This is a genomic window from Leptotrichia massiliensis, assembly GCF_900104625.1.
Taxonomy (GTDB): Bacteria; Fusobacteriota; Fusobacteriia; order Fusobacteriales; family Leptotrichiaceae; genus Leptotrichia; species Leptotrichia massiliensis.
The window spans coordinates 1-26,965 of the sequence record NZ_FNVZ01000001.1; the positions used below are offsets into that span (position 1 = coordinate 1).

The window sequence follows — 26,965 nt, forward strand, 5'->3', positions numbered from 1 at the left end:
GAAGAAGCAGTGTAATGAATTAACTCCTTAGAAAGGAGGTGATCCATCCGCACCTTCCGGTACGGATACCTTGTTACGACTTCACCCCAATCACTATCCACACCTTAGATGCCTTCCTCCTTGCGGTTAGACCGGCAGCTTCAGGTGCAAACAACTCTCGTGGTGTGACGGGCGGTGTGTACAAGACCCGAGAACGTATTCACCGCAGCATTGCTGATCTGCGATTACTAGCGATTCCAGCTTCATGAAGTCGAGTTGCAGACTTCAATCCGAACTTGGACCGGCTTTAAAGATTCGCTTGGCGTTGCCGCTTTGCAGCTCTCTGTACCGGCCATTGTAGCACGTGTGTAGCCCAGATCATAAGGGGCATGATGACTTGACGTCATCCCCACCTTCCTCCTGCTCTTCGCAGGCAGTCTCGCTAGAGTCCCCAACTTAATGATGGTAACTAACGATAGGGGTTGCGCTCGTTGCGGGACTTAACCCAACATCTCACGACACGAGCTGTCGACAGCCATGCACCACCTGTCTCTACGTTCCCGAAGGCACTGCCTGTTCTCACAGGCATTCGTAGGATGTCAAGATCTGGTAAGGTTCCTCGCGTTGCGTCGAATTAAACCACATGCTCCACCGCTTGTGCGGGTCCCCGTCAATTCCTTTGAGTTTCAGCCTTGCGGCCGTACTCCCCAGGCGGATTACTTATCGCATTTGCTTCGGCACGGACACTCTTCATGCCCACACCCAGTAATCATCGTTTACAGCTAGGACTACCAGGGTATCTAATCCTGTTCGCTCCCCTAGCTTTCGCACTTCAGCGTCAGTTGCCGTCCAGTGAACTATCTTCATCATCGGCATTCCTGCACATATCTACGAATTTCACCTCTACTCGTGCAGTTCCGTCCACCTCTCCAGCACTCTAGCCAAACAGTTTCCAGGGCAGGCTTGCGGTTGAGCCGCAAGTTTTCACCCCAGACTTGTCTGGCCGCCTAGATGCCCTTTATGCCCAATAATTCCGGATAACGCTTGCGACATACGTATTACCGCGGCTGCTGGCACGTATTTAGCCGTCGCTTCTTCTGCAGGTACCGTCACTTTCTTCTTCCCTGCTGAAAGCACTTTACAATCCGAAAACCTTCTTCGTGCACACAGAATTGCTGGATCAGGGTTGCCCCCATTGTCCAATATTCCCCACTGCTGCCTCCCGTAGGAGTAAGGGCCGTATCTCAGTCCCCTTGTGGCCGTTCACCCTCTCAGGCCGGCTACCTATCATCGCCTTGGTGAGCCGTTACCTCACCAACAAGCTAATAGGACGCAAAGCTCTCCTGCAGCATCTCTTTTCATTGCCAGGCACATGCGTGCCGGCAATTGTATCAGGTGTTATCAGTCGTTTCCGTCTGTTATCCCTATCTGCAGGGCAAGTTCTTTACGCGTTACTCACCCGTCCGCCTTGGCTAGGCTGTGCAAGCACAGATTTGCCAAAGACTTGCATGTGTTAAGCATTCTGTCAGCGTTCATCCTGAGCCAGGATCAAACTCTTCATTCAATATATTTTACATATATTTAAATTTCACCTTTATCTTGACGAGAATCTTGTTTTACAACAAGAGCTCTTGACTATTATTTATCTTTTACACATTATTGCTTCTTCTATTCTTATCTCAATTGTCCTGCGACACGATTTCGTATCGACAAGATATATATTATCATAACTGAATTTATTTGTCAACTACTTTTTTTCAAAAAATTTGTGTTTTTGTATAGCTGTATTGTACAATCAAGTATAATACTAAAATATATCATAAAATTACATACTAAATTTCTCTCTATTTAAAGTAAAATATTTTCTTAACTATAAAACTTAGTTGATAAATAACTACACAAAAAATTAGAAAAAAGTGTCTAATATTTAATAATGATTTTTTTTATAACTTTAGTTACGTTTGTTGTACTCAGAAATCAATGAGTTTTATTTAATATCAAAATTTGAAGATAGGATGAAATGTAAGTTTATTTTTCTACTGGAATATACTTAATTTAATAGACTCATTTTAATTTATCAATTTTTCCTTTTAAAACTTAACTAAGAATATGAATCCTTGTTAATTTAATATGTATATTTTTGTTTATAAAAAAAATACCTACAACAATTGTAAGTATAACTTGATTAATATAGTGGTGCCTAGAAGAAGATTCGAACTTCCGACCCTACGGGTATGAACCGTATGCTCTAGCCAACTGAGCTATCTAGGCATTTGGTGGCGGGAGCTGGATTTGAACCAACGACCTTCGGGTTATGAGCCCGACGAGCTACCATGCTGCTCTATCCCGCGACAATTAATGTAGTTTATTATTAAGTGGTGCCTCGGGCCGGACTTGAACCGGCACGGGATAAATTCCCACAGGATTTTAAGTCCTGTGCGTCTACCGATTTCGCCACCAAGGCTTAACTTACTTAAAAAGTAAACTTACAGATAATATTATATAGTATTTTTTTGCATTTGTCAACAATTTTTTTAACAGAATATAATAAAAAATGTTCTAAGATAATACATATGTAACAAGAGTATACAAAAAATAAAGGTTTTTGAGTTTTATCTTTTTTGATTTTATTTGTTTGAACCTAAATTTTTACTCTGTCAAAGAAATTAAAAGTTTGAAATGTTTGTAATGTTATGATATACTAAAAACATAAATTAAATATAAAAATTAGTTTGGAGGACAACTATAATGAAAAATAAAATTAAAGTAGGCATTTTGACCTTATTATGTATATTTGTAATTGCTTGTGGAAATAATAGTGGGCAAAGTGGGAAAGTTTTGTTTGAATCATCAGATAAAAAAATAAAGGTATATGAAAATGAAGTTAATAATGAACTGGAAAAGGGATTATTTTCTAATGGTCTAACTGCAAAAGATCTTAGTCCTGAACAAATTGCACAGATGAAACAGTCTATTATAAAAAATATTGCTATAAATAGAGCAATTGCTTTGAAAGGAAAAGAGCAAAAACTTAATAATGATAAAAAATATACTGAAAGCCAAAATATTTTACAAGAGCAGTTATTAGCTAATCTAGCTATATTTAATGAACTTAATGAAAAAGCAAAAGTTAGTGATGACGATGCAAAAAATATTTATGATGCAAATGCAGCTAATTTTACACGTCAGGAAGATACTGTGAGATTACAACTCATTGTATTTAACACTTCTGATTCTGCAAAGGCAAATCAAGTATTAAAAGAAGCTGTTGCAAACCCTGCCAATTTTACTGCCTATGCACAAAAATATAATGCAAGTATTCAAGGGGTTACTGAAAATGGTGAAACTCAGGAAATTCCATTGAGTCAATTAGAAAGCCGTTTTGGTCCTTTAAATGAAGCTATTAAAAATGTATCTGCTGGACAAATTGTAAATAACGTAGTTACTGTTGGAAATGATTTATACATTGTAAAAGTTTTAGAAAAAAATACAAAAGGATTGATTCCTTTTGAAAAAGTTAAGGAAGCTATAAAAAGTCAATTAAAAACTCAAAAAAGACAAGTTGAACAACAAAAATTTGTAAAATCTATAACTGACGAATATAAATTGTCAAATATTGATGAAGCAATAAAAAATATTAAATAACTTATTTGTATTTAAAATTAAATAAAAATTATATTTTAAAGTTTAAAATTCAATTTTGAATTATTTTGGATAAGTTTCAGAAAGGAGCTGTTTTAAATAGATATAAAATTTATAGCATCTATTTTTAACAGCTTATTTAATGTAAATATTAAAATAATAAATTCTTAAAAGGAGGTTATTTTGTGAAAATATTAAAATGGCTATTAAGCCTTGTTTTAATAGCTTTGTTCGTACTACTTTGTAGTGTAATGTTTTCCAGTAACATTGTTTCGTATATGACAAAAACTAAACATTCAGAATTTGAGAATGTAAAATTTTCTATAAAAAATAATGAGATGGTTTTTGATAATTTTGTTGTTAATGGAAAAAATTTGGGAAAAGGACGAGCTAATGTTGGAGTTATCGGAACTGGGCTGTTTAAGCTTGTTCCAAAATTGACACTATCTAACTTAAAGCTAGAAGATGTGAATCTGGAGGATATTTATAACGAAAAAAGTTCTCAGATTGATACTTTTACCGATAAAATAAATTCTCTTACTACTCAGGAAAAAGCTGATAAATCAACAGCTGACTTTATTAAAGAAACAACAACTAAAGTTACAACTTTGACAACTAATACTGATAATTTTATTAATAGTAAATTACGTGAAAATATTGAAAAAGTTAATGTGTTAAAACAGGATTATGTGGGACTTACAGATTTAAAAAGTAAAGCTCAAAAAATTATGGAACTAAATAATGAAATAAAACCTTTGGCAAAATCTATTAATATTGAAAAGGAAAATATTGAAAAAACTATAACTGAAATTGAATTGGAGCGAGATATTGCTCTTACAAATGTTTCTGACAACTTGACTAAACTAGAAAAAGAAATTTCATTAAATGATTTTAATAACATTAATTCCAACAATAGTGTTCAAAATATGAATCTATACATATTTTTGGATAAAGGAAAAGACTTAGAAATTTCATTAAACAGTGCCTTAAAAGCAACTGCTCTTATAAAAGAAATAAAAGATTTAAATGTAAGAATAGCTGATATTGATATCAATGATGGAAAAATCGTTGCTAAAGGTCTAAATGGAGATAATACACAAATTAGTGGAGAAGTTGTGATGGAAAATAATGCAAAGGCATTTATAAAAGGACAAAATAATGGTTATGAAATTACGTATAACAAAGATAATTTTACTTCAAAAACAATGTTTTTTGCTAACAAAATCAGTACAATTATTGAATACTCAAAAAATGATTTACTCGAAGGAAAAATTATAAAATTAGCTTCAGAGCTTGTTCTTGAAAATAACAATTTTAAAAACTTGAATCATACTGTGCTAACTGATGAGGAAAAAACTTTATTGACTCAAAAAATTGAAAATTTAAGAAATAACAATTACCAACAAATTATGGCTAAATATGAAGAAGATAATAAAAATATTGAAACGCTAATTGACAATGTTTATGTACAAAAAAATAAACTTGATAAACTTCAAAGAGATTTATTATCGCTAGGAACTATTATTACATTTGAACAACCAACAACTAATACAGCTACAGAAAATACTAATCAAACTAATAATACTTCGATTAATATTTTAAATAATTCAAGTAATAATAATAGCAATGGCAATATGAAAAATACAAACGAAAATCAAAATCCAAATAAAATTAACATTGGAAATAGATAAATTTTTAGAAACTATAATAGGCATACTACAACTGATATGCCTTATTTTTTAAACTTTTATTTGTATAGTAAAACTACTTTAATAATCTTATAGAAAGGAAATATTTATGTTATTAAGTATAAAAAATGTTGAAAAAAAATATAACAATGGGACAAATGCCTTGAAAAATATTTCATTTGATGTCGAAAAAGGTGAATTTATCTCGATTATTGGTCCTTCAGGATCAGGAAAATCAACATTACTTAGAAGTATGAACAAAATGATTGATATTTCACAAGGTTCAATTTTATTTGAAGATAAAAATATTGAGAATTTGAAAAAAACGGAAATAGAAATTGTAAGACGAGAAATTGGAATGATTTTTCAAAGTTATAATCTTGTGGAAAGGCTTACTGTTATTGAAAATGTGCTTCATGGAAGGCTTGGATATAAATCGGTAATTGCTGGAATATTAGGTATTTATTCAGAGGAAGAGAAAAAGGAAGCTTTTAACTTTCTGGAAAAAGTAAATATGACTAAGTACGCCTATCGAAAATGTAACGAATTATCTGGAGGTCAGAAGCAACGTGTAGGGATTGCAAGGGCAATTATGCAAAAACCAAAACTATTACTTTGTGATGAGCCAATTGCCTCTCTTGATCCTAAAACTGCTGAAAATATAATGGACTATTTAAAAAAAATTGTTTCCGAACTGAAAATTACGTGTATTGTGAATCTTCATCAAGTTGATATTGCCAAAAAATATTCTGACAGGATCATTGCCTTGAATAAAGGCGAGAAAATTTTTGACGATAAAACAGAACGGCTTACAGATGATATGATCGAATTTATTTATAAAGATGAAGAAAATACTTGATAAGGAGGTTTTATGAAGTTAAGTAAAAAAGATATTTTTAAGCAAAGATTTTACTCTAAAATTATATTTATATCAGCAATTATTCTAATTTATACAATATCCTCCATTATTGCAGGCTTCCAGAATGGGATGGCATTTTCTTCAATTCCAGCTGGAATCTTTTGGCTTTTACAAAAATTTATCCCTACACAGAATGCTTTGCAGTATTTTCCAGAAATTATGGATTCCGTAATAAAAACAGTTTTACTTGCCATAACTTCCACAACAATTTCCGCAACTTTTGCGCTATTTCTTGCAATAATCGGATCTAATTCAACTGGAATAAATATTTTTACAAAAATTATAACAAAGATAATTGCTTCTTTTTTTAGAAATATTCCAATTGTAGCATGGGCGTTAATACTTGTATTTTCCTTTAAGCAAAGTCAATTTACAGGATTTCTTGCACTATTTTTGATAACATTTGGATATTTAACACGTGCCTTTTCCGAAACAATTGACGAGGTGGCAAGTGATGTAATTGAAGCACTAAAATCAGTAGGAGCTTCCTATTTTCAGATAATATTCTGCGGAGTTATCCCAAGCGTTTCCTCACAGCTCCTGTCTTGGCTTCTGTTCTTTATTGAAACTGGCGTGCGGGAATCTACACTGGTTGGTATTTTAACAGGAACTGGAATAGGATTCACATTTAACCTGTATTACAAAAGTTTTAGGTATGATGCCGCTGGACTCGTAATTTTAACAGTTACGGTTATTGTAATTGGAATAGAAATTCTGTCTAACAAACTTAGAAAAGAAATGATGTAAAACAAATTAACAGAAGGAAGGTGAATTTTCTTTTGGAAAAAATAAAGATAAGAAAACTTACAAAATCAAAAATTTATTTATACGCAACTTTATTCCTATTGTCAATTATTACAATTTATACATTGATTACAATGGATTTTGGCAATGTAAATATCGCTGAAGCTGCTGACCATTTTTTTAAAGATTTGAAAACGATGTTCTTTTCTCCAAAATTATCAGATAGATACACCTATAGCCAAGTTTTTCAAAGCCTTATGGTAACAATTGCTTTAGCAGCTTTAACAACAATTATAGGTTCTTTTATAGCTCTATTTCTATCTTTCTTTGCAGCGCAAAATTTATCAAGCAAATATGTTTCTAAAATTATAAAATTAAGCATAACATTTTTCCGTGCTATTCCAACAATATTATGGGTTATGGTATTTTCAGTCGTTGCAAATGTTGGTGTAGAAGCGGCAATTATAGGAATGACTTTTCACAGCGTTGCTTACCTTGTAAAAGCCTATTCTGAAAGCATAGAAGAAATTGACAACGGAATTATCGAAGCTCTTAGAGCAACAGGTGCTTCATTCTGGAAAGTTATTTTTCAGGCTGTATTGCCAAGTACAAGCACTTCTCTTCTATCATGGACATTCATCCGTTTTGAAATCAATTTTACAAATGCTGTTCTTGTTGGAGCTGCTGCAGGTGCAGGTGGAATTGGATACGATATGTTTATGTCGGGAAGCATGTATTTTGATATACGAGAAATTGGGATATTTGTATATCTGATATTTGGTGTTGCAATTATATTGGAACTTATTTCATATTTATTAAGAAAAAAATATTTGAAAAATTAACTACTACATTTTAATAACTATTATTTTTTAGTAATTTTTTTAGAAATGTTGTGAGATAATACATATGTGACAAGAATATACATTTGAAATTATCAATAGAATAAATATTATTATGCAAGGGAATCAAAACCCCCTTGTTCAAACAAAAAAAGCACACATTTAGTGTGCTTTTAAAATTATATTTTAATTATTAAATTTTTATTTTTAACGATTTCTTTTGTTTATAAAACCTTTCATTTGCTTAACTGCCAAGTAAGAATCTATTTGTAATAGTAATTCTACTGCAGTTCCAACTAAGATTAGTAAACTTGTTCCTCCAAGCATAACTGGAAGTTTTAAGATATACCCAAACCATATATTTGGCATAATTCCCAATAATGATAAAAATATCGCACTTCCAAATGTTACTCTTGTTGCAACTTTTTCCAAATAATCAGCAGTTTCTTTTCCAGCTCTTACTGTTGGAATTGTTCCTCCGCTTTGCTTCAAATCATCAGACACTTTGTCTGGATCAAAAGCAATAGTAAGTGTGTAGAAAAATGAAAATACTGTAATTAATATTGCAAATAATAATAAATATAAAACTCCTTTTGGCTCAAACTGAGCTGCTAAAAAGTTTTTTAAATCTCCAGTTTTCATCATTGAAACTAAAAACGGTGGGGCTGCCATTAATACTGATGCAAAGATTATTGGCATTACTCCAGACATATTTATTTTTAATGGTAAATATGTTCTTTTTCCAACTGTACTTTGTCCCCCACCAAATCCAAGACTACCTTTTCCTGCATATTGAATAGGTATTCTTCTTTCAGCAAGCTGTACAATTACCATTAGTGCAATAAATACCACAAATGCTACAATTGATAATCCTAATAGAACTTTTCCCATTCCGCTAGGTAATCCAGTAAACATAGCACTGATAACAGACGGAAGTCCTGCAACAATATTTAAGAAAATCAACATTGACGTACCATTTCCAATACCTCTTATTGAAATTCTTTCAGAAATCCACATTAAGAATGAAGTTCCACCTGTAATTAGAACTACTGTACTAAGTATGAATTTTGGACCTGGTTCCAATACTAATCCTTGATTTTGCATTAAAACTGCAATTCCAAATGATTGAATTATTGCCAATACAATTGTTACATATCTTGACCATTGAGTTATTTTATCTCTTTCTTTTCCACCTTCTTTTTGCATTTCATCTATTTTAGGGAAAATAACTCCTAATAATTGAAATACGATGGAAGCATTAATATATGGGACAATTCCCAACGCAAAAATTGAAGCTCTTTCAACAGCTCCACCCGAAAATAAATTTAAAAATTGAGCAATTGCATTTCCCTGCTGGAAATTTTTAAAAGCCTCTGTATTAATTCCCGGAACTGCTATATGAATTCCAACTCTTGCAACCATTATCATAAGTAATGTAAATGTTACTCTTTTTTCTAGTTCGGGTATATTAAAAATAGCTTTTACCCTGCTTGTTACTGCTTCAGCTAGAGTCAATTCTATCACTCCTTTAGTGTATGAAGAAAAAGCAAGATATTAAATCTTACTTATTCCCATCTTCTTTTTTATTATTTCCTGCTTTAGCTGAATATGATTTTACTTCTAATAATTCTACATTTCCTCCAGCTTTTTCAATTAATTCTTTAGCTGTTTTAGAAACTTTGTGTGCTTTTACAGTTAGTTTTTTATTAACTTCTGCATTCCCTATGATTTTTAACAAACTTGTAAAATCTTTTTCCTTTACATATGATTCAATATTTACATTTAAATATTCTCTTACAGCTCTTCTACCTTTTGTATTTCTTAAAGCTTCATCCGAATATTTTGTTATAAATTTAGGGTTTTTAACTATTCCATTTTCAACTAATGTTTGTAAACTAACTACATCTCCATCATTAAATCTTTCAACAATGTCAGCCAATGTAATTACTATTATATCTTTTTTAAACGGTGCATTAGAAAATCCTCTTTTAGGAATTCTTCTAATAATAGGCATTTGTCCACCCTCAAATATAGGTGATACATATGAACCTGATCTTTGTTTTTGTCCATTGTGACCTTTACCAGCAGTTTTTCCCCAACCAGTTCCGTGTCCTCTCCCTACTCTTCTTCTTTCTCTTTTCGATCCAGCAGCAGGTCTTAATTCATTAAGATTCATCTATTCTAAACCTCCTCTACTTTAAGTAAATAAGAAACTAATTTAATTTTTCCTTCTATATCAGCAGTTTTGTTATGAACTGCGCTTTGACTGATTTTTCTTAATCCAAGTGATTTTACAGTCGCAACATGATTAGGTTTTCTTCCATTAATTCCTTTTACAAGCGTTACTTTTACTTTAGACATTAATTTTACCTCCTAACCTTATTATCCTAAAATTTCTTCAACTGATTTTCCTCTAAGTCTTGCTACATCTTCAAGAGAACGCAATTGTTTTAATCCTTCTAAAGTTGCTCTTGCAACATTATCTTTAGTTTTTGAACCTCTAATTTTTGTAAGTACATCTTTTACACCTGCTAGCTCTAATAATTCCCTAGTTGCTGAACCAGCGATAACTCCTGTCCCTTTTGAAGCTGGTTTCAATAATACAGAAGTTGCATTATATTTACCAATTTGCTCATGTGGCAATGTTCCACCTTTTAATGAAACAGTTACTAAGTTTTTCTTAGCATTTGCAATAGCTTTTCTGATTGCATCAGGTACTCCGTTAGCTTTTCCTAAACCGATACCTACTTTTCCTTTTTCATCTCCAACAGCTGCTAATACTGAGAACGAAATTCTTCTTCCTCCTTTAACAGTTTTAGAAACTCTGCTTATTCTTAAAAGTCTTTCTTTATATTCACTTTCTCTTTCTCTGTTATCTCTATCTCTAGCCAAAATAAATCCTCCTTATCTTTAGAATTTTAATCCTGCTTCTCTCGCAGCATCTGCAACAGCTTTAACTCTTCCTGTGTAAACGTATCCTCCTCTGTCGAATACAACAGTAGTAATCCCTTTATCTAATGCTTTTTTAGCAATTCTTTCTCCTATTTGTTTAGCTGCTTCGATATTTGAACCTTTTTCAATTTTTGCACCTTTTTCAATAGTTGATGCAGAAACTAAAGTATTTCCTGTTGTATCATCAATTACTTGAACGAAGATATTTTGTAAACTTCTATACACAGCAAGTCTAGGTCTTTCAGCAGTTCCAACGATTTTTTTTCTAATACTTCTATGTTTTTTTTGTCTTAATTTATTTCTATCAAGTTTTTTTACCATTAAAATCTACCTCCTATCCTTTCTTACCTTCTTTTCTTCTAATTACTTCATCAGCGTATTTAACACCTTTTCCTTTATATGGTTCAGGTGGACGTTTAGCTCTGATGTTTGCAGCAACTTGTCCAACTAATTGTTTGTCAATTCCTTCAACAGAAATTTTAGTATTTCCTTCAACTTTGAAAGTAATTCCTTCTACTGCTTCAACTTCAACTGGATGTGAATATCCTAAAGATAATGTTAATCCTTTTCCACTAGCTTGTACTCTATATCCTACTCCGACTAATTCTAATCCTCTAGTAAATCCTTCACTTACTCCAACAATCATATTGTTTAAGTTTGCTCTTGTAGTTCCATGAAGAGCTCTTATATTTGGTAAATCATTTGGTCTTTCAAATGTAATTTCATTACCATCAATATTTACTTTAATTTCACTGCTTAATTCTCTTACTAATTGTCCTTTTGGCCCTTTTACAGTAAAAGTGTTCCCATCCTGCTTAACTTCAACACCAGCAGGTATAGTTATAGGTTTCTTACCTATTCTTGACATTGTTTATCCTCCTAATTTATAAAATGCGTAAATTACCACACGTAGCAAAGAACTTCTCCACCAACATTATGCTTTCTGCATTCCTTGTCTGTAATAACACCTTGTGGTGTTGAGACAATGGCAATTCCTAATCCACCTAATACTTTAGGTAAATTTTCTACAGATGTGTAAACTCTTCTTCCAGGTTTTGAAATTCTTTTCAATCCTTTAATTACAGCTTCTCCATCTACAGTTTTTAAAGAAACAACTATATTTTTTATAGCTCCTTCTTCTTTAATTTCGTAACCGTTTATATATCCTTCATTTTTTAATATATTTGCTATACTTTCTTTAATTCTTGAAAATGGTACTGCAACTTGTGCATGTTTAGCCATGTTTCCGTTTCTGATTCTAGTAAGCATATCAGCAATAGGATCTGTTAAATACATTAATTCTTCCTCCTCTCAAAATTACCAACTTGATTTTTTTACTCCAGGGATAACTCCCTCTCCTGCTAATTGTCTGAACATAACTCTTGAAATACCAAATTCTCTCATATATCCTCTTGGTCTTCCGTTAATTTGACATCTATTTCTAACTCTTGTAGGCGAAGCATTTCTTGGTAATTTAGATAATTCTAAAATTGCTTCTCTATCACCTTTTTTAGCTCTTGCTTTTAATTCAGCTCTTTTAGCTGCATATTTATCAACTGTTTTTTCTCTTTTTAAGTTTCTTTCAACCATTGCTTTTTTAGCCATTGATTAAATTACACCTCCTTCAAAATAATACTATTTTGCAAACGGCATTCCGAATGCTTTTAATAAAGCTCTTCCTTGCTCATCATTTTGTGCTGTAGATACAATTGTAATTCCTAATCCGAAGATTTTATCTACTTTATCAATTTCGATTTCAGGGAATACGATTTGTTCTTTTAATCCTAATGTGTAGTTTCCTCTTCCATCAAATCCTTTAGATGAAACACCTTCAAAATCTCTTACCCTTGGTAATGTGATACTGATTAATCTGTCTAGGAATTCATACATTTTTTCTTTTCTTAATGTAACTTTTGCTCCAATTTTTTGTCCTTCTCTTAATTTAAATCCAGCTTCTGATTTTCTAGCAGCTCTTGCTACAGGCTGTTGTCCTGTAATTTGTGCTAATTCAGCAATAGCTGTATCTATTAATTTAGGATTGCTTACTGCTTCTCCAATCCCCATATTCACTACTATTTTATCAAGTTTTGGCACTTGCATAACATTAGATAAATTTAATTCTTTCAATAATGATGAAACTATTTCATCTTTGTATAATTTTTGTAATCTTGGAATATATTTTTCAGCCATTTATTACATCCTCCTCTCTAAAATATTATATTTCATTACCAGATACAACTGATATTCTTACTTTTTTTCCATCTCTTATTTCTTTTCTTACTCTTGTAGGTTTTCCTGCTCCTTCATCCCAAAGCATTACTTTAGATGAGAAGATTGGCATTTCTCTTTCTACAACTTCGCCTTGTGGGTTCATTGCATTAGGTTTAATATGTCTTTTTTTGATATTTACACCCTCAACAATTATTTTTCCAGTTTTAGGGAATACTTTTAATACTTTTCCAATTTTTCCTTTATCTCCAGTTTGTGTACTGTTTTCATTACGTAACAAATCTTTTGATCTACCACTAATTACAATAACTGTATCTCCAGTTTTAACATGTAATCTTCTAGGTACTGATTTTAAGTTTGGTTTAGCCACGTTTAACTCTCCTTCCTATAATACTTCTGGTGCTAGAGAAACTATTTTCATAAAGTTTTTCGCTCTTAATTCTCTTGCTACAGGTCCAAAAATTCTTGTCCCTCTTACTTCTAATGCCGTATTCAAAATAACTGCCGCATTGTCATCAAATTTTATATATGAACCATCTGCTCTTTTTAATTCTTTTCTAGTTCTAACGATTACAGCTTTAACTACATCACCTTTTTTAACGTTTCCGTTTGGTATAGCTTCTTTTACAGTTGCTACTACGATGTCTCCAATTTTACCGAATCTTCTTCTTGATCCACCTAATACTCTAATAACCATGATTTTTTTAGCTCCAGTGTTATCAGCAACATTAAGCATCGATTGTTGTTGAACCATTTAAAATTTCCTCCTCTCAAATATTAACTCACACTATTTTCTTCTTAATTTTAATATTGAAAATAAAACATCAAGCAATTTTCTTAATAAGATCAAATTATTTAGCTCTTTCTAAGATTGTAACAACTCTCCATCTTTTATCTTTACTTAATGGTCTAGTTTCCATAATTTGCACTTTATCTCCGATTCCACAATCATTGTTTTCATCGTGTGCTTTATATTTTTTAGAAGTTTTTACTCTCTTTTTATAAAGTTTGTGTAATTTCATTGTTTCTTCAATAACAACTACAGTTTTATCCATTTTATTAGAAACAACAATTCCTTCTCTTACTTTTCTTTCGTTTCTTTTATTTTCCACTCTTGATCCTCCTATTTACCAGTTTTTTCAGTTACAACAGTTTTTAGTCTTGCTATTGTTCTTTTAACATCTCGTATTTTAGCAGTGTTTTGTAATTGTCCAAGAGTTTTTTGAAATTTTAAATTAAACAATTCTTGTTTCAATTCATTTACTTTAACTTCCAATTCTTCCAATGATAATTCTCTAATTTCGTTAATTGTCATTACTTATCACCACCTACTTCTTCTTTTCTAACAAATTTAACTTTTATAGGTAGTTTATGTCCAGCTTTTCTTAATGCTTCTTTGGCTTTCTCTTCTGATACTCCACCAACTTCAAACATTATTTTATTCTTTTTAACTACTGCTACCCAACCTTCTGCATTACCTTTACCTTTACCCATTCTTGTTCCTTCAGGTCTTTTTGTATAAGGTTTATCAGGGAATATTCTAATCCAAATTTTACCTTCTCTTTTAAACGTTCTGTTGATTGTTACCCTACAAGCCTCAATTTGTCTTGAAGTAATCCAACCAAATTCTTTAGCGGCAAGTCCAAATTCACCAAAATCAACTTTATTTCCTTTAGTTGCTACGCCACCCATTTTTCCTCTGAACTGTTTTCTATATTTCGTTCTTTTAGGTATTAACATATTATTCGTTTTCTCCTTCCTTTGTAGTAGAAAGAACTTCACCATTAAATATCCATACTTTTAATCCTAAAGCACCGTATGTAGTGTGTGCAGTAGCTGTTGCATAATCAACATCTGCTCTTAAAGTATGTAGTGGTACTCTTCCTGAAAGTGTCCATTCACTTCTTGCAATTTCGGCACCATTCAATCTTCCCGATACCATAACTTTAATTCCTTTAATCCCAGCTTTTTCTGCTCTTTGAATAGCTTGTTGAACTGCTCTTTTATAAGCAACCCTTTTTTCAATTGCAGTTGCAATACTTTCTGCTACTAATTGAGCGTCTTTATTAGGATTTTTGATTTCTTGTACTTTAATTTGTACTCTTTTACCAGTTAATTTTTCCAATTTTACTTTTAAAGCTTCAATTTCTTGACCTTTTCTTCCGATTAAGATTCCAGCTTTTCCAGTTTCTATGATAACTGCTACTTCTGTAGGTGATGTTCTTTCTATTTGAATAGAAGAAATCCCTGCGTGGTAATAGTTTTTCTTAACATATTCTTTTATTTTTAAATCTTCGTGAAAGTTGTTTACGTATTCTTTTCCCTCAGCGAACCATTTTGAATCCCAAGTTCTTGTGATTCCTAATCTTATCCCCCTAGGATCTACTTTTTGTCCCACAGACTTACCTCCTTATTTGTCTAAATTAATCTTCTCTTTCATCAACTTCTACTGTGATATGAGCTGTTGGTTTTCTAATAACATCAGCTCTTCCCATTGCTCTTGGGCTGATTCTTTTTAGTACAGGTCCTTTATCAATTAATATTTTTGAAATAAATAATTTATCAGGATCCATGTTGTTATTATGTTCAGCGTTTGCAATTGCTGATCTTAATGTTTTTTCTATGTATAATGCTGCTTTTTTATTTGTAAATTTTAAAATGTTCAATGCTTGCAATGCATTTTTCCCTCTTACAATATCAGCAACTAATCTTGCTTTTTGAGGGCTTAATCTTTGGTATTTCAATTTAGCTACTACTGCCATTCAAAGTCCTCTCCTTTCATCAATGTATGTATATCGGTTATTTTAATTATTTTTTACCTTTTTTAGCGTCTTTTCCATGTCCATAGAAAGTTCTAGTTGGTGCAAATTCACCTAATTTATGTCCAACCATTTCCTCAGTTACATATACAGGTATATGTTTTTTACCGTTATATACAGCAAAAGTATGTCCAATAAATTGAGGGAATATAGTTGATCTTCTAGACCATGTTTTAATAACTTGTTTTTTACCTCCCAATGCTTCTATTTTTTCTAATAAATATGCATCAACAAAAGGTCCTTTTTTTAATGAACGAGCCATTCTTTCCTCCTTATTTCATTTTTTAAATCGAGAAATGTTACTCAATACATCTCATTTTAATATTCAATTCAATGTATCAAGCAATATTTTTACATTCAGCCAAACTGTTATTTAGATATGTTATCTGTTTGCTTGACTGGCACAGTCCATTTCTGCGTTTTTCATCTAAAAATTGTATTATCAATATTGACATTGACTTTATTTTTAAACTACTATTTTTTTCTTCCTCTAACGATGAATTTATCACTAAGTTTTTTACCTCTAGTTTTCTTACCAAGTGTAGGTTTACCCCAAGGTGTAACTGGTGATTTTCTACCAATTGGAGATCTTCCTTCTCCTCCTCCGTGTGGGTGATCCACAGGGTTCATTACAGATCCTCTAACATGAGGTTTTCTTCCTAAGTGTCTATTTCTTCCAGCTTTTCCTAATGATACTAATGAATGTTCAGAATTTCCTACTGATCCGATTGTAGCCATACATTCTTTATGAATAAGTCTTAATTCTCCAGATGGTAATTCCACGTGGCAGTAAGTTCCTTCTTTTGCAACAAGTCTTGCAGCTGTTCCTGCTGATCTTGCTAACTGTCCACCTTTACCAGGCATAAGTTCTACATTGTGAATAACTGTCCCTACTGGCAGGTCTTTTAATTTTAACGCATTTCCAGGTTTGATATCTGCACCTTCTCCTGCTAATACGATGTCACCTTTTTTAAGTCCATTTGGAGCCAAGATATATCTTTTTTCTCCATCAACATAGTGCAGCAATGCGATATTTGCAGTTCTATTTGGATCATACTCAAGAGTTGCAACTTTTGCAGGCACTCCAATTTTATTTCTTTTCCAGTCGATTACTCTATATAATCTTTTGTGTCCTTTATGTCTGTTTCTACCTGTTCTGTGTCCATAGTTGTCAATTCCATAAGATGAATTTAATGGTTCAACTAAAGATTTCTCAGGTCTTACTTTATCTAAGTCCTTATTAACTAATATCGACATATGCCGTGTCCCACTAGTCATCGGTTTTAATTTTTTTATTGGCATAACTTATGTTCCCTCTCTTCCTATTTCTCTTTTTATTTGTATAATTATTCAAAAAATTTCAAATAATTTCTATAATTTTACATAACTTATCTATTATAGCATTTTTACTAAATAATTTCCACAAAAAAATATAGTTATTTTTACTTTTTCTAAAAATTATTTTTCGGGGAAATCCCCGAGAAATAGATGTTATGATTCTTGTAATTTGTTTTATCCTTCGTAAGCCGCAATAGATTCTCCATCTTTCAACTTAACAATTGCTTTTTTGATAGCAGCTGTTTTATACATTGACATTCTGAATCTTTTGTTTTTTGGTTTAATGTTTAAAGTATTTACACCTTGAACTTTTACATTGAACAGTTTTTCAACTGCATCTTTAATTTGAAGTTTGTTTGCTCTTCTATCCACTATGAAAACATATTCATTGTTTTCCAATAAATTTCTTGCTTTTTCTGTATTAATTACAGGTTTTTTGATAATATCAGTAATATGCATTATGCTAGCACCTCCTCGATAGTTGCAAGAGCTTCTTTAGTTAAGATTACTTTATCTTGTTTGATTAACCAGTAGATGCTTAAATCTCTTGTATTAATTGCTGCAACTTTTTCAATATTTCTAGTTGATAAATATAAGAAATAATCTCTATCTATATTATCAGTATCATCATTTGTTATATATAATTGTTTTACACCATCAAAGTTTAATGCTTTTGCAAAATCAATGAATGTTTTTGTTTTTGGTGTTTCCAATGTGAAATCATCTAATACGATTACATTTCCTTCACTAATTTTTGTTGCTAAAGCTGATTTTAAAGCTAATTTTCTAACTTTTTTATTTACTTTTTTAGCATAGTTTCTTGGTTTTGGTCCGTGAACTACTCCTCCACCTACCATGTGTGGTGCTCTTGTAGATCCTTGTCTAGCTCTTCCTGTTCCTTTTTGTCTAAAAGGTTTTCTTCCTCCACCTCTTACTTCTGCTCTTGTTTTTGTTGAGGCAGATCCTTGTCTAGCTTCAGCTAATTCTGCTACTAAAACTTCGTGCATTACGTGTTTATTTGGTTCGATTCCAAATACGTCATTATTTACTTCAATAGTTCCTGCTTGTGAACCGTCTAATTTATATATATTTAAAACTGGCATGTTATCCTCCTCTCTTTCCTATTAATATTTCTTTACCGATTTTTTGATAACTAAGTAACCGTTTTTGGGTCCTGGAACAGCACCTTTTACTAATAAAAGACTGTTTTCTACATCGTATTTGATAACTTGTAAGTTTTGAACTGTTACTTTTTCAGCTCCAAGTCTTCCAGCCATTTTTTTACCTTTTGGCACATTACTGTTTGATGCGGCTCCTCCTGCGTTAGAACCTCCAAGTCTATGGTTTCTTGAAACCCCGTGTGAAGCTCTGTTTCCACCAAAGTTATGTCTTTTCATAACTCCTGCAGTTCCTTTACCTTTTGAAGTTCCAGAAATATCAACAAATTCGATACCTTCTAATACATCTACTTTGATTTCTTGTCCTAATGCAAAGTCAGCTGGGTTAGTTACTTTAAATTCTTTAAGAAAACTTTTTGGAGTAACTCCTGCTTTTTTAAATATTCCTAATTCAGGTTTTGTTGTATTTTTTTCTTTTTTATCTCCGTATGCTAACGTGATAGCGTTGTATCCTTCTTTTTCTTCAGTTTTTATTTGTGTAACGAAGTTAGTTCCTGCTTCAATTACTGTTACTGGAATTAATTTTTCATCTTCGAAAATTTGAGTCATTCCGATTTTTTTACCTAATATCATTTTTTATTTTTCCTCCTTAATATATTGGTTGACAATTTTCTGTGAAATAGCCAACTTGTACTAAGCCTTATGATTGCTTAATTTCAACTCCCACACCTGATGGTAAGTTTAATGATGCTAATGCATTTACGATTTGTTGATTTGAATTTTTGATTTCTACAAATCTTCTGTGAATTCTCATTTCAAATTGTTCTCTTGAATCTTTATTTACGTGAACTGATCTTAAAACTGTATATTTTTTAGTTTTTGTAGGTAATGGAAGTGGTCCTGCTAATTCTGAACCATTTTTCTTAGCTACTTCTGCAATTTTTTTAGCAGATTGATCCAACAGTTTGTGATCATAAGATTGTAAATATATTCTTATTTTATCCAAAGTTTTTCCTCCTGTTTTATTTTTTCTCTTTGTTTTAGCAATTAGAGAAATTAGATTATAAAACCTAATTTCTCTTTTTATTCAGCATTTGCGAACTATTTTCTATTACATTTCTAAATATTATAACAAATATTTTCATTATCTGCAATATTTATTTTTATTTTATGTCTTAAAGAAAGTCCTTTAAAGAAAACTATTTAGTAATAGTTGCTACTACTCCTGAAGCTACTGTTCTTCCACCTTCTCTTATCGCAAATCTTAATCCTTCTTCCATTGCGATTGGGTGAATTAATTCTACTGTCATTTCAATGTTATCTCCAGGCATTACCATTTCTACACCTTCTGGCAAGTTTACTTCTCCTGTAATGTCAGTCGTTCTGAAGTAAAATTGTGGTTTGTATCCTGTGAAGAATGGTGTATGTCTTCCTCCTTCATCTTTTGTCAACACGTATACTTCTGACTTAAATCCTGTATGTGGATTGATTGTTCCTGGTTTAGCAAGTACTTGTCCTCTTTCCACTTCTTCTTTCTTAGTTCCTCTTAATAATGCTCCTATATTATCTCCAGCTTGTCCTGAATCTAATAATTTTCTGAACATTTCTACTCCTGTTACAGTAGTTTTTGTTGTTGGCTTGATTCCTACGATTTCTACTTCTTCACCAACGTTGATTACTCCTCTTTCCACTCTTCCTGTTACAACTGTTCCTCTTCCTGTGATTGTGAATACGTCTTCAATTGGCATTAGGAATGCTTGGTCTACTGGTCTTTCTGGTGTTGGAATATAGTCATCAACTGCATCCATTAATTCCATGATTCTGTCTACCCATTGAGCTTCTCCATTTAATGCTCCTAATGAAGATCCTTTAATTACTGGAACATCATCTCCTGGGAATCCGTATTCTGTAAGTAATTCTCTTACTTCCATTTCTACTAATTCTAATAATTCTTCATCGTCTACCATGTCAACTTTGTTCAAGTAAACTACGATATAAGGAACTCCAACTTGTCTTGCAAGAAGGATGTGCTCTCTTGTTTGAGGCATTGGACCGTCAGCTGCTGATACTACTAGGATTGCTCCATCCATTTGAGCTGCTCCTGTAATCATATTTTTTACATAATCGGCATGGCCTGGACAGTCAACGTGAGCATAGTGTCTGTTTTCTGTTTCATACTCAATGTGAGCTGTGTTGATTGTAATCCCTCTTTCTCTTTCTTCAGGAGCTTGGTCGATGTTTTCAAAATCAACTTTTTCAGCTAGTCCTTTTTCAGCCAATACTTTTGATATTGCTGCTGTTGTTGTTGTTTTTCCGTGGTCAACGTGACCTATTGTTCCTACGTTTACGTGTGGTTTGCTTCTCTCAAATTTAGCTTTTGCCATTGTTATAATTCCTCCGTTATTTTTAGTTTTTTTTAAGTTCTTTAATTATTTTTCTAAATTTATTCTTTTAAATTTTTATTATTTTCCTTGTCTTTCATCAATTACTTGTTGAGCAATATTTTTTGGAACTTCTACATATTTTTCAAATTCCATTGAGTAAGATGCTCTTCCTTGTGTTTTCGATCTCAAGTCAGTTGCATAACCGAACATTTGTGATAAAGGTACTTCTGCATTAATAATTTTTGCATTATTTCTGTCAGTCATTCCTGAAACTTGTCCACGTCTTGAGTTCAAATCTCCAATTACGTCTCCCATGTATTCTTCTGGAGTAGTAACTTCTACTTTGAAGATTGGTTCCAACAATACTGGATTAGCGGCTCTAAGTCCTTTTTTAACTGCCATTGAACCTGCTATTTTAAATGCCATTTCTGATGAATCGACTTCATGGTAAGATCCATCATACAATGTAACTTTTATATCTTGAACAGGGTATCCTGCAACAACCCCTGCTTCTAAAGCTTCTTGAATTCCTTTATCTACTGCTGGGATATATTCTCTTGGAATAGCTCCTCCAGTAATTTCATTAACAAATTCGTAACCTTTTCCGTGATTAGCTTCAACTTTCATCTTAACATGTCCGTATTGTCCACGTCCTCCAGATTGTTTTGCATATTTTTCTTCAACATCTGTTGCTCCATTAATTGTTTCTCTATAAGCAACTTGCGGTTTACCAACATTTGCTTCCACTTTGAATTCACGTTTCATTCTATCTACGATGATTTCCAAGTGCAATTCTCCCATTCCTGAAATCAATGTTTGTCCAGTTTCCTGGTTAGTTGACACTTTAAATGTAGGATCTTCTTCTGCAAGTTTTGCAAGAGCTGTTCCCATTTTTTCCTGATCGGCTTTAGTTTTTGGTTCAACTGCAATTTGGATAACTGTATCAGGGAATTCCATTTTTTCTAAGATAATCGGAGCATTTTCAGCACTCAATGTATCTCCTGTTGTAGTATCTTTTAGTCCAACTGCCGCAGCTATATCTCCAGAGTAAACTACATCAAGTTCTTCTCTCTTATTAGCATGCATTTGAAGTAATCTTCCCATTCTTTCTTTTTTACCTTTAGTTGAATTTAATACATAAGATCCTTTTTCTAGTACTCCTGAATAAACTCTAAAGAATGATAATCTTCCAACAAATGGATCTGTAATGATTTTAAACGCCAATGCTGAGAATGGAGCATCATCTCCCATTTCTCTTTGAATAGGCTCTTCAGTTTTAGGATCAGTTCCATTAATTTTTCCACCGTTAATGTCTAGTGGTGACGGCATGTAGGCAACTACTGCATCAAGTAATGGTTGAATCCCTTTATTTTTGAATGCTGTTCCACACAACACAGGTACAACAGTTCCTTCAATTGTTGCAGATCTTAAAGCTTTTTTGATTTCTTCTTCAGAGATTTCTTCTCCACCAAAGTATTTCTCCATCAATTCATCATCAGTTTCAACTACAGATTCAATCATATGTTCTCTTGCTGTTTGAGCATCATCTAACAACTCAGCCCTAATATCAACAACTTCATAATCTGCTCCCATAGTTTCATCTTTAAACAAATATTCTTTCATTGTTACCAAGTCGATAATTCCTTCAAAATTATCTTCTGCACCAATTGGCAATTGGATTGGTACACCATTTCCACCTAATTTTTCTTTGATATCGTTTACACACATGTTAAAATCTGCTCCGACTCTATCCATTTTGTTAAAGAAAGCCATTCTTGGTACGTTATATTTGTCAGCTTGTCTCCAAACTGTTTCTGATTGAGGTTGCACTCCGTCAACTGCTGAGAATACTGCAACTGCTCCATCTAATACTCTTAATGATCTTTCTACCTCAACTGTAAAGTCAACGTGGCCTGGTGTATCTATTATATTAATTCTGTGTCCATTCCAGAATGCTGTTGTCGCAGCTGATGTAATTGTGATTCCTCTTTCTTGTTCTTGTTCCATATAGTCCATCGTAGCAGCTCCTTCGTGAACTTCTCCGATTTTATGGTTTACTCCTGTATAAAATAAAATTCTTTCAGTCGTAGTTGTTTTTCCGGCGTCTATATGTGCCATGATACCAATGTTTCTAGTATCTTTTAAAGCAACTTTTCTTGCCATTTAATTTTTCCTCCTTGTTTTTGTAAGCTACTTCTTTATCTATAAAGTATATTTAAAATTTGAAACAATATTTTTATAAATCCAGTTCTGAAAAAATGAATTTCGTAAAAATACAAACATTTTTGAATACTTAACAATCTTTTTTAAACAAATAAAATTACCATTTGTAATGTGCAAACGCTCTATTTGCTTCAGCCATTTTATATGTATCTTCTTTTTTCTTAATTGATCCACCTTCATTGTTAGCAGCTGCAATTAATTCTTTTTTCAATTTGTTTACCATTCCGTATTCTTTTCTTTCTCTCGTATATCTAACTAACCATCTGATTGCTAGAGTTTGCTGTCTTTCTTTTCTTACTTCAACTGGTACTTGGTAAGTTGCCCCTCCGATTCTTCTAGATCTTACTTCTAATTGAGGTCTTACATTTTCCATTGCTCTTCTGAAAACTTCAATTCCTTCTTCTTGAGTTTCTTCAGTTATTTGTTGCAATGCTGAATAAAAAATATGCTCAGCTAATGATTTTTTTCCATCTTTCATTAATCCGTTAATGAATTTAGTTACTACTTTATCGTTAAATTGAGAATCTGGTAATACATCTCTTCTTTCCGCTCTTCTTCTTCTTGACACTTAATTGTCCTCCTTACTTTTTTAAAAATTAATTACCCTTTTTTCGCTCCGTATCTTGATCTACCTTGTTTTCTGTTTACAACTCCTGCTGTATCCAATGCTCCTCTGATTATTTTATATCTAACCCCCGGCAAATCTTTTGTTCTTCCTCCTCTTAAAAGAACGATACTATGTTCTTGCAAGTTGTGTCCGATTCCTGGAATATAAGCAGTAACTTCGATTCCATTTACTAATTTAACCCTTGCTACCTTTCTTAAGGCTGAGTTAGGTTTTTTAGGTGTAGTTGTATATACTCTTACACAAACCCCTCTTTTTTGTGGATTACCTTTCAATGCAGGTGATTTTTTCTTTTTCTCAGTTGTACTTCTACCAAATCTTACTAATTGATTAATAGTAGGCATCTGTTTTCCTCCTCTCAAATTTCTTTGATTTATATATTTATTCTCGCGTTATATTTCAAAACTAAAACTTTTTATAAAGCTCATTTCTTCAATCTACATTTGATAAAGCTGCATTTGACAAAGTTTTTTATTGTTGCTTTTCCTGCAAATTTACTTTATCAAACATAAGTGCATACCTATTTTAAGTATATCGATTTACTCTAAAATTCACTTCAAAACACATTATTTTGATAAATAATATATTTTTTCAAAATTTAGTTATGAGTTCTAACCTAACTATTTTATACTATAAAAGCCCTTTTGTCAAGGGCTATAAAAGATTTTTATTCAATAATTTTTCAAAGGAGTTCTTATTTCAAAAAATATTTTAAATTTTCTTCCTAAATTTCCTATTTTCCATTCTGGCTTGTTCCTTCATACCTTAAAATATTCTTTTGCTTAAACTTTTTCATGTAATATTTTACTTTATTTACTGTCCAGTAGATTATACCCAAAATTTGGACTATTTTATAAAAACATAAATTATATTTTTCAACAAAAAAATAAAGCACCTATCCAAATTTCTTCAAAGCACTTTATTTAAAATTTTAAATTATTTTTCTCTTAAATATTTTTCAATACCATTTACCATTCCTGTTACCATTTTTTCCTGATATTCTGGTGTTGACATTTTTCTGTCTTCTTCTGGATTTGACATAAATCCAAATTCAATCAGCGTATTTGTAACTTTAGACCAGTTTGTTCCTGTTAAGTCGTCACGATAGGATACTCCACGATTTTTGGCTCCTGTCGCTTTTACGTATTCTGATAATATGTCACGTGAAAATTTGTCGCTGGATTTTTGGACACTTTTTGTGTATGGATTTTTTGGTGAAGAAGTCAAAACTGAAGCTCCCTGTGTTGAGGAATTATTAATTCCATCAGCATGAAGTCTTATGTATAATGAACATCCTGCGTTGTTTGTCTTGATTGCACGTTCTTTATTACTAATATCTACATCGTTTGTTTCACGCACCATAAACACTTTATACCCTTTATTTTTTAAAGCATCTCTTAATTTTAACCCAACTTCCAGCGTAAGCTGATATTCGTATTTTTTAGTTGCCACTCCTCTTGTTCCCGATGAAACTTTTGGCTTTCTTGTAGATGAGCCTGGCGCAATTTCTTCCAAAGCTGAATTTCCTCTAACCTGATGTCCTGGATCAATACAAATTAGCTCATTATTATTCCCGGCCGCATTTAATGGAGCCGCCATCATTAAACCTGCTGTCGTCACATATAACATTTTTTTTATTCCTTTTATCATTTTTCCTCCTAAAATTTTTTATTTAACACCAGTATCTCTAAAATTCTCCTTTTTAATTTTAATTTCAACATACTGTCATCATTTCAGTTTAGCACATAATTAGAAAATTAACAACAACTTTTTTTAAATTTATGTTAAATATTTTCAAAATTACACTTGTTTTTTTTAAAAATCAAGCTATTATATTATTAATAGAATAATTTTAAAAATTTTTATATAGTAAATAAATAAATATTTAAAATTATAGGAGGTTTTTATTATGATTTCTTTCATTTTAGCGATTGTCGCACTTATTTTAGGTTATGCATTTTACAGTAAATTTGTAGAAAAAGTTTTCGGAATAGAACCTGACAGAATGCCACCTTCAATCGAATATTACGATGGTGTCGACTATGTGGAAGTTAGCACTCCAAAAGCGTTTCTGATTCAATTTCTAAATATTGCTGGAACAGGTCCAATCTTTGGAGCTATTGCAGGGGCTTTATGGGGTCCAGCCGCATTTTTGTGGATTGTCTTTGGATGTATATTTGGAGGAGCTGTTCATGATTTCTTGATTGGTATGCTTTCACTTAGGGATAAGGGGAGCAGTATTGGTGAACTTGTGGGACAAAATTTAGGCGTTGTGATGCAGCAGATTATGAGAGTTTTCTCAATTGTTTTACTTCTTTTAGTTGGAGTAGTGTTTATAAAATCACCTGCTGATATCCTTCACAATCTGATTCCAGGTGTGAGTGCCATGACTTTTACAATCATTATCATCGCTTACTACATTTTGGCTACAATCCTTCCACTTGATAAAATTATTGCCAAAATTTATCCAATATTTGGTTTTGCATTGCTGTTTATGGCGATTGGTATTGGAGGAATGTTAATTTATGGATAATTTACAGGAGCTTTTGCAATTCCTGAAATTACTGAAATTTTTAAAGGAAATCCACATCCTAAAGGAGTATCAATGTTCCCTTACTTATTTATCTCAATTGCCTGCGGTGCTGTAAGCGGTTTCCATGCTACTCAGTCTCCAATGGTTGCACGTTGCATAAAAAATGAGACTGAAGGAAGAAAAGTTTTTTATGGCGCAATGATTGCAGAAGGTGTTGTTGCATTAGTTTGGGCTGCCGCTGCAATGACAGTATTTGGCGGAATTAAAGAACTTGCCGCTGCCGGAACTCCTGCAGTTGTTGTAAATAAGGCATCTGTTCAATTACTTGGTGTATTTGGAGCATTTCTGGCTGTGCTTGGTGTTGTTGCCTGCCCAATTACGTCAGGAGATACTGCCTTTAGAGGCTCAAGATTAATTATTGCTGATATTTTCAAAATTAAACAGGCCCCAATAAAAAATAGATTTTTAATCGCAATACCTTTATTTATTGTTGGTATTTACTTGACAACTATTGATTTTAACATTATCTGGAGATACTTCGCATGGGCAAACCAAACTTTGGCGGCAGTTTCATTATGGACTGCAACAGTATGGCTTGTTAAGAAAGAAAAACCATTCTTATTCGCATTAATTCCTTCAATGTTTATGACAATGGTTGTTACAACCTACATTGTAATTGCTCCAGAAGGATTTGTAAGATTTTTCAAGAACATTCCTGTTCACACTATTGAATTTTACGGAATATTAATCGCAAGTGTAGTTACAATTATCTGTACAGCATTGTTATTTAATTATAAACATCATTTGCATGGAAAATCTCATCACGCTGGACATTTACACATTGCAAAATAAAATAATTAAATAAATAAAAAAATGCAGTCAAACAAGGTTTTATTCAGAATTCTTTGCTTGACTGTTTTATTTATTTTATTT

General features: G+C 32.3%; 32 protein-coding genes, 3 tRNA genes, 1 rRNA gene and 1 pseudogene. 6 read left to right on the forward strand and 31 right to left on the reverse strand.

Annotation, left to right across the window (positions count from 1 at the left end):
* Positions 1 to 31: 31 nt before the first annotated feature.
* The 4 genes from BQ5344_RS00005 to BQ5344_RS00020 form a co-directional block, all read right to left on the reverse strand.
* Positions 32 to 1,543, reverse strand: a 16S ribosomal RNA gene (locus BQ5344_RS00005).
* A gap of 630 nt (positions 1,544 to 2,173) precedes the next feature.
* A tRNA-Met gene (locus BQ5344_RS00010) sits at positions 2,174 to 2,250 on the reverse strand.
* A gap of 3 nt (positions 2,251 to 2,253) precedes the next feature.
* Positions 2,254 to 2,330: transfer RNA gene (locus BQ5344_RS00015), tRNA-Met, on the reverse strand.
* Between the two features lie 25 nt (positions 2,331 to 2,355).
* Positions 2,356 to 2,443 (reverse strand) — tRNA-Leu (locus BQ5344_RS00020).
* Positions 2,444 to 2,727: 284 nt separating this feature from the next.
* On the opposite strand from BQ5344_RS00020, the gene BQ5344_RS00025 reads away from it, so the two are divergent.
* From BQ5344_RS00025 to BQ5344_RS00045, 5 genes are all read left to right on the forward strand, one after another.
* On the forward strand, positions 2,728 to 3,624 hold the full coding sequence (locus tag BQ5344_RS00025) for a peptidyl-prolyl cis-trans isomerase (protein ID WP_071123688.1): 897 nt from the start codon (positions 2,728 to 2,730) through the stop codon (positions 3,622 to 3,624).
* 182 nt (positions 3,625 to 3,806) lie between these two features.
* Positions 3,807 to 5,312, forward strand: a complete 1,506-nt coding sequence (locus BQ5344_RS00030; protein ID WP_071123689.1) for a hypothetical protein — start codon at positions 3,807 to 3,809, stop codon at positions 5,310 to 5,312.
* A 106-nt stretch (positions 5,313 to 5,418) separates the two neighbouring features.
* On the forward strand, positions 5,419 to 6,168 hold the full coding sequence (gene phnC / locus BQ5344_RS00035) for a phosphonate ABC transporter ATP-binding protein (RefSeq protein ID WP_021768824.1): 750 nt from the start codon (positions 5,419 to 5,421) through the stop codon (positions 6,166 to 6,168).
* A gap of 12 nt (positions 6,169 to 6,180) precedes the next feature.
* Complete coding sequence (locus tag BQ5344_RS00040; RefSeq protein WP_071123690.1) at positions 6,181 to 6,975, forward strand: PhnE/PtxC family ABC transporter permease; 795 nt, start codon at positions 6,181 to 6,183, stop codon at positions 6,973 to 6,975.
* A gap of 32 nt (positions 6,976 to 7,007) precedes the next feature.
* On the forward strand, positions 7,008 to 7,814 hold the full coding sequence (locus tag BQ5344_RS00045) for a PhnE/PtxC family ABC transporter permease (RefSeq protein WP_235846081.1): 807 nt from the start codon (positions 7,008 to 7,010) through the stop codon (positions 7,812 to 7,814).
* A gap of 204 nt (positions 7,815 to 8,018) precedes the next feature.
* Here BQ5344_RS00045 and secY read toward each other — a convergent pair whose 3' ends face one another.
* The 27 genes from secY to BQ5344_RS00180 all read right to left on the reverse strand — a co-directional run bounded on the left by secY (position 8,019) and on the right by BQ5344_RS00180 (position 25,149).
* Positions 8,019 to 9,326, reverse strand: a complete 1,308-nt coding sequence (gene secY, locus BQ5344_RS00050; protein WP_036070397.1) for a preprotein translocase subunit SecY — start codon at positions 9,324 to 9,326, stop codon at positions 8,019 to 8,021.
* Positions 9,327 to 9,372: 46 nt separating this feature from the next.
* The gene (gene rplO / locus BQ5344_RS00055; protein WP_021768820.1) at positions 9,373 to 9,987 is read right to left on the reverse strand and encodes a 50S ribosomal protein L15; all 615 of its coding nucleotides are present in this window, start codon (positions 9,985 to 9,987) and stop codon (positions 9,373 to 9,375) included.
* A 5-nt stretch (positions 9,988 to 9,992) separates the two neighbouring features.
* On the reverse strand, positions 9,993 to 10,172 hold the full coding sequence (rpmD, locus tag BQ5344_RS00060) for a 50S ribosomal protein L30 (RefSeq protein WP_006806072.1): 180 nt from the start codon (positions 10,170 to 10,172) through the stop codon (positions 9,993 to 9,995).
* A 21-nt stretch (positions 10,173 to 10,193) separates the two neighbouring features.
* Positions 10,194 to 10,703, reverse strand: coding sequence for a 30S ribosomal protein S5 (rpsE, locus tag BQ5344_RS00065; protein WP_021768819.1), 510 nt, complete (start codon positions 10,701 to 10,703; stop codon positions 10,194 to 10,196).
* Between the two features lie 18 nt (positions 10,704 to 10,721).
* A complete protein-coding gene (rplR, locus tag BQ5344_RS00070; protein WP_006806074.1) occupies positions 10,722 to 11,084 on the reverse strand; it encodes a 50S ribosomal protein L18 in 363 nt (120 codons plus the stop codon).
* 13 nt (positions 11,085 to 11,097) lie between these two features.
* Positions 11,098 to 11,631, reverse strand: coding sequence for a 50S ribosomal protein L6 (gene rplF, locus BQ5344_RS00075; RefSeq protein WP_006806075.1), 534 nt, complete (start codon positions 11,629 to 11,631; stop codon positions 11,098 to 11,100).
* A gap of 32 nt (positions 11,632 to 11,663) precedes the next feature.
* Positions 11,664 to 12,059, reverse strand: coding sequence for a 30S ribosomal protein S8 (rpsH, locus tag BQ5344_RS00080; protein ID WP_006806076.1), 396 nt, complete (start codon positions 12,057 to 12,059; stop codon positions 11,664 to 11,666).
* A 21-nt stretch (positions 12,060 to 12,080) separates the two neighbouring features.
* On the reverse strand, positions 12,081 to 12,368 hold the full coding sequence (rpsN, locus tag BQ5344_RS00085; protein WP_006806077.1) for a 30S ribosomal protein S14: 288 nt from the start codon (positions 12,366 to 12,368) through the stop codon (positions 12,081 to 12,083).
* A gap of 30 nt (positions 12,369 to 12,398) precedes the next feature.
* Positions 12,399 to 12,953 carry a 50S ribosomal protein L5 gene (gene rplE / locus BQ5344_RS00090; RefSeq protein ID WP_071123692.1) on the reverse strand — a complete coding sequence of 185 codons (555 nt, stop codon included), beginning with the start codon at positions 12,951 to 12,953 and terminating at the stop codon, positions 12,399 to 12,401.
* Between the two features lie 25 nt (positions 12,954 to 12,978).
* Positions 12,979 to 13,362, reverse strand: a complete 384-nt coding sequence (gene rplX, locus BQ5344_RS00095; RefSeq protein WP_021768817.1) for a 50S ribosomal protein L24 — start codon at positions 13,360 to 13,362, stop codon at positions 12,979 to 12,981.
* A 15-nt stretch (positions 13,363 to 13,377) separates the two neighbouring features.
* Positions 13,378 to 13,746 (reverse strand): 50S ribosomal protein L14, encoded by a 369-nt coding sequence (gene rplN, locus BQ5344_RS00100; protein WP_012806357.1) that lies wholly within the window; start codon positions 13,744 to 13,746, stop codon positions 13,378 to 13,380.
* 97 nt (positions 13,747 to 13,843) lie between these two features.
* Complete coding sequence (gene rpsQ, locus BQ5344_RS00105) at positions 13,844 to 14,104, reverse strand: 30S ribosomal protein S17 (RefSeq protein WP_006806081.1); 261 nt, start codon at positions 14,102 to 14,104, stop codon at positions 13,844 to 13,846.
* Positions 14,105 to 14,115: 11 nt separating this feature from the next.
* On the reverse strand, positions 14,116 to 14,307 hold the full coding sequence (rpmC, locus tag BQ5344_RS00110; RefSeq protein ID WP_006806082.1) for a 50S ribosomal protein L29: 192 nt from the start codon (positions 14,305 to 14,307) through the stop codon (positions 14,116 to 14,118).
* Positions 14,307 to 14,732, reverse strand: a complete 426-nt coding sequence (gene rplP, locus BQ5344_RS00115; protein ID WP_006806083.1) for a 50S ribosomal protein L16 — start codon at positions 14,730 to 14,732, stop codon at positions 14,307 to 14,309. Before rplP ends, rpmC begins: the two co-directional genes overlap by 1 nt.
* A 1-nt stretch (position 14,733) precedes the next feature.
* Positions 14,734 to 15,390, reverse strand: coding sequence for a 30S ribosomal protein S3 (gene rpsC / locus BQ5344_RS00120; RefSeq protein ID WP_006806084.1), 657 nt, complete (start codon positions 15,388 to 15,390; stop codon positions 14,734 to 14,736).
* 25 nt (positions 15,391 to 15,415) lie between these two features.
* Positions 15,416 to 15,754: a 50S ribosomal protein L22 gene (gene rplV / locus BQ5344_RS00125; protein WP_006806085.1), complete on the reverse strand. Its 339-nt coding sequence runs from the start codon at positions 15,752 to 15,754 to the stop codon at positions 15,416 to 15,418.
* A 46-nt stretch (positions 15,755 to 15,800) separates the two neighbouring features.
* Entirely contained in the window at positions 15,801 to 16,073 is a 273-nt protein-coding gene (rpsS, locus tag BQ5344_RS00130) for a 30S ribosomal protein S19 (protein ID WP_006806086.1), read from the reverse strand.
* 212 nt (positions 16,074 to 16,285) lie between these two features.
* A complete protein-coding gene (gene rplB / locus BQ5344_RS00135) occupies positions 16,286 to 17,113 on the reverse strand; it encodes a 50S ribosomal protein L2 (RefSeq protein ID WP_021768816.1) in 828 nt (275 codons plus the stop codon).
* Positions 17,114 to 17,323: 210 nt separating this feature from the next.
* Positions 17,324 to 17,608 carry a 50S ribosomal protein L23 gene (gene rplW / locus BQ5344_RS00140; RefSeq protein WP_006806088.1) on the reverse strand — a complete coding sequence of 95 codons (285 nt, stop codon included), beginning with the start codon at positions 17,606 to 17,608 and terminating at the stop codon, positions 17,324 to 17,326.
* Positions 17,608 to 18,252: a 50S ribosomal protein L4 gene (rplD, locus tag BQ5344_RS00145; RefSeq protein WP_021768815.1), complete on the reverse strand. Its 645-nt coding sequence runs from the start codon at positions 18,250 to 18,252 to the stop codon at positions 17,608 to 17,610. Before rplD ends, rplW begins: the two co-directional genes overlap by 1 nt.
* Positions 18,253 to 18,273: 21 nt before the next feature.
* A complete protein-coding gene (gene rplC / locus BQ5344_RS00150; protein ID WP_021768814.1) occupies positions 18,274 to 18,900 on the reverse strand; it encodes a 50S ribosomal protein L3 in 627 nt (208 codons plus the stop codon).
* A 67-nt stretch (positions 18,901 to 18,967) separates the two neighbouring features.
* A complete protein-coding gene (gene rpsJ / locus BQ5344_RS00155; protein ID WP_012806349.1) occupies positions 18,968 to 19,273 on the reverse strand; it encodes a 30S ribosomal protein S10 in 306 nt (101 codons plus the stop codon).
* A gap of 193 nt (positions 19,274 to 19,466) precedes the next feature.
* The gene (gene tuf / locus BQ5344_RS00160; protein WP_071123693.1) at positions 19,467 to 20,651 is read right to left on the reverse strand and encodes an elongation factor Tu; all 1,185 of its coding nucleotides are present in this window, start codon (positions 20,649 to 20,651) and stop codon (positions 19,467 to 19,469) included.
* A gap of 78 nt (positions 20,652 to 20,729) precedes the next feature.
* A complete protein-coding gene (fusA, locus tag BQ5344_RS00165) occupies positions 20,730 to 22,814 on the reverse strand; it encodes an elongation factor G (protein ID WP_071123694.1) in 2,085 nt (694 codons plus the stop codon).
* 157 nt (positions 22,815 to 22,971) lie between these two features.
* Complete coding sequence (gene rpsG / locus BQ5344_RS00170) at positions 22,972 to 23,442, reverse strand: 30S ribosomal protein S7 (RefSeq protein ID WP_012806346.1); 471 nt, start codon at positions 23,440 to 23,442, stop codon at positions 22,972 to 22,974.
* Positions 23,443 to 23,474: 32 nt separating this feature from the next.
* Positions 23,475 to 23,843, reverse strand: a complete 369-nt coding sequence (gene rpsL / locus BQ5344_RS00175; RefSeq protein ID WP_006806098.1) for a 30S ribosomal protein S12 — start codon at positions 23,841 to 23,843, stop codon at positions 23,475 to 23,477.
* A 592-nt stretch (positions 23,844 to 24,435) separates the two neighbouring features.
* On the reverse strand, positions 24,436 to 25,149 hold the full coding sequence (locus BQ5344_RS00180) for an N-acetylmuramoyl-L-alanine amidase family protein (RefSeq protein ID WP_071123695.1): 714 nt from the start codon (positions 25,147 to 25,149) through the stop codon (positions 24,436 to 24,438).
* Positions 25,150 to 25,408: 259 nt separating this feature from the next.
* Between BQ5344_RS00180 and BQ5344_RS00185 the strand changes: the two are divergent.
* Positions 25,409 to 26,884: pseudogene (locus BQ5344_RS00185) on the forward strand (carbon starvation CstA family protein).
* The last annotated feature ends 81 nt before the right edge of the window (positions 26,885 to 26,965 follow it).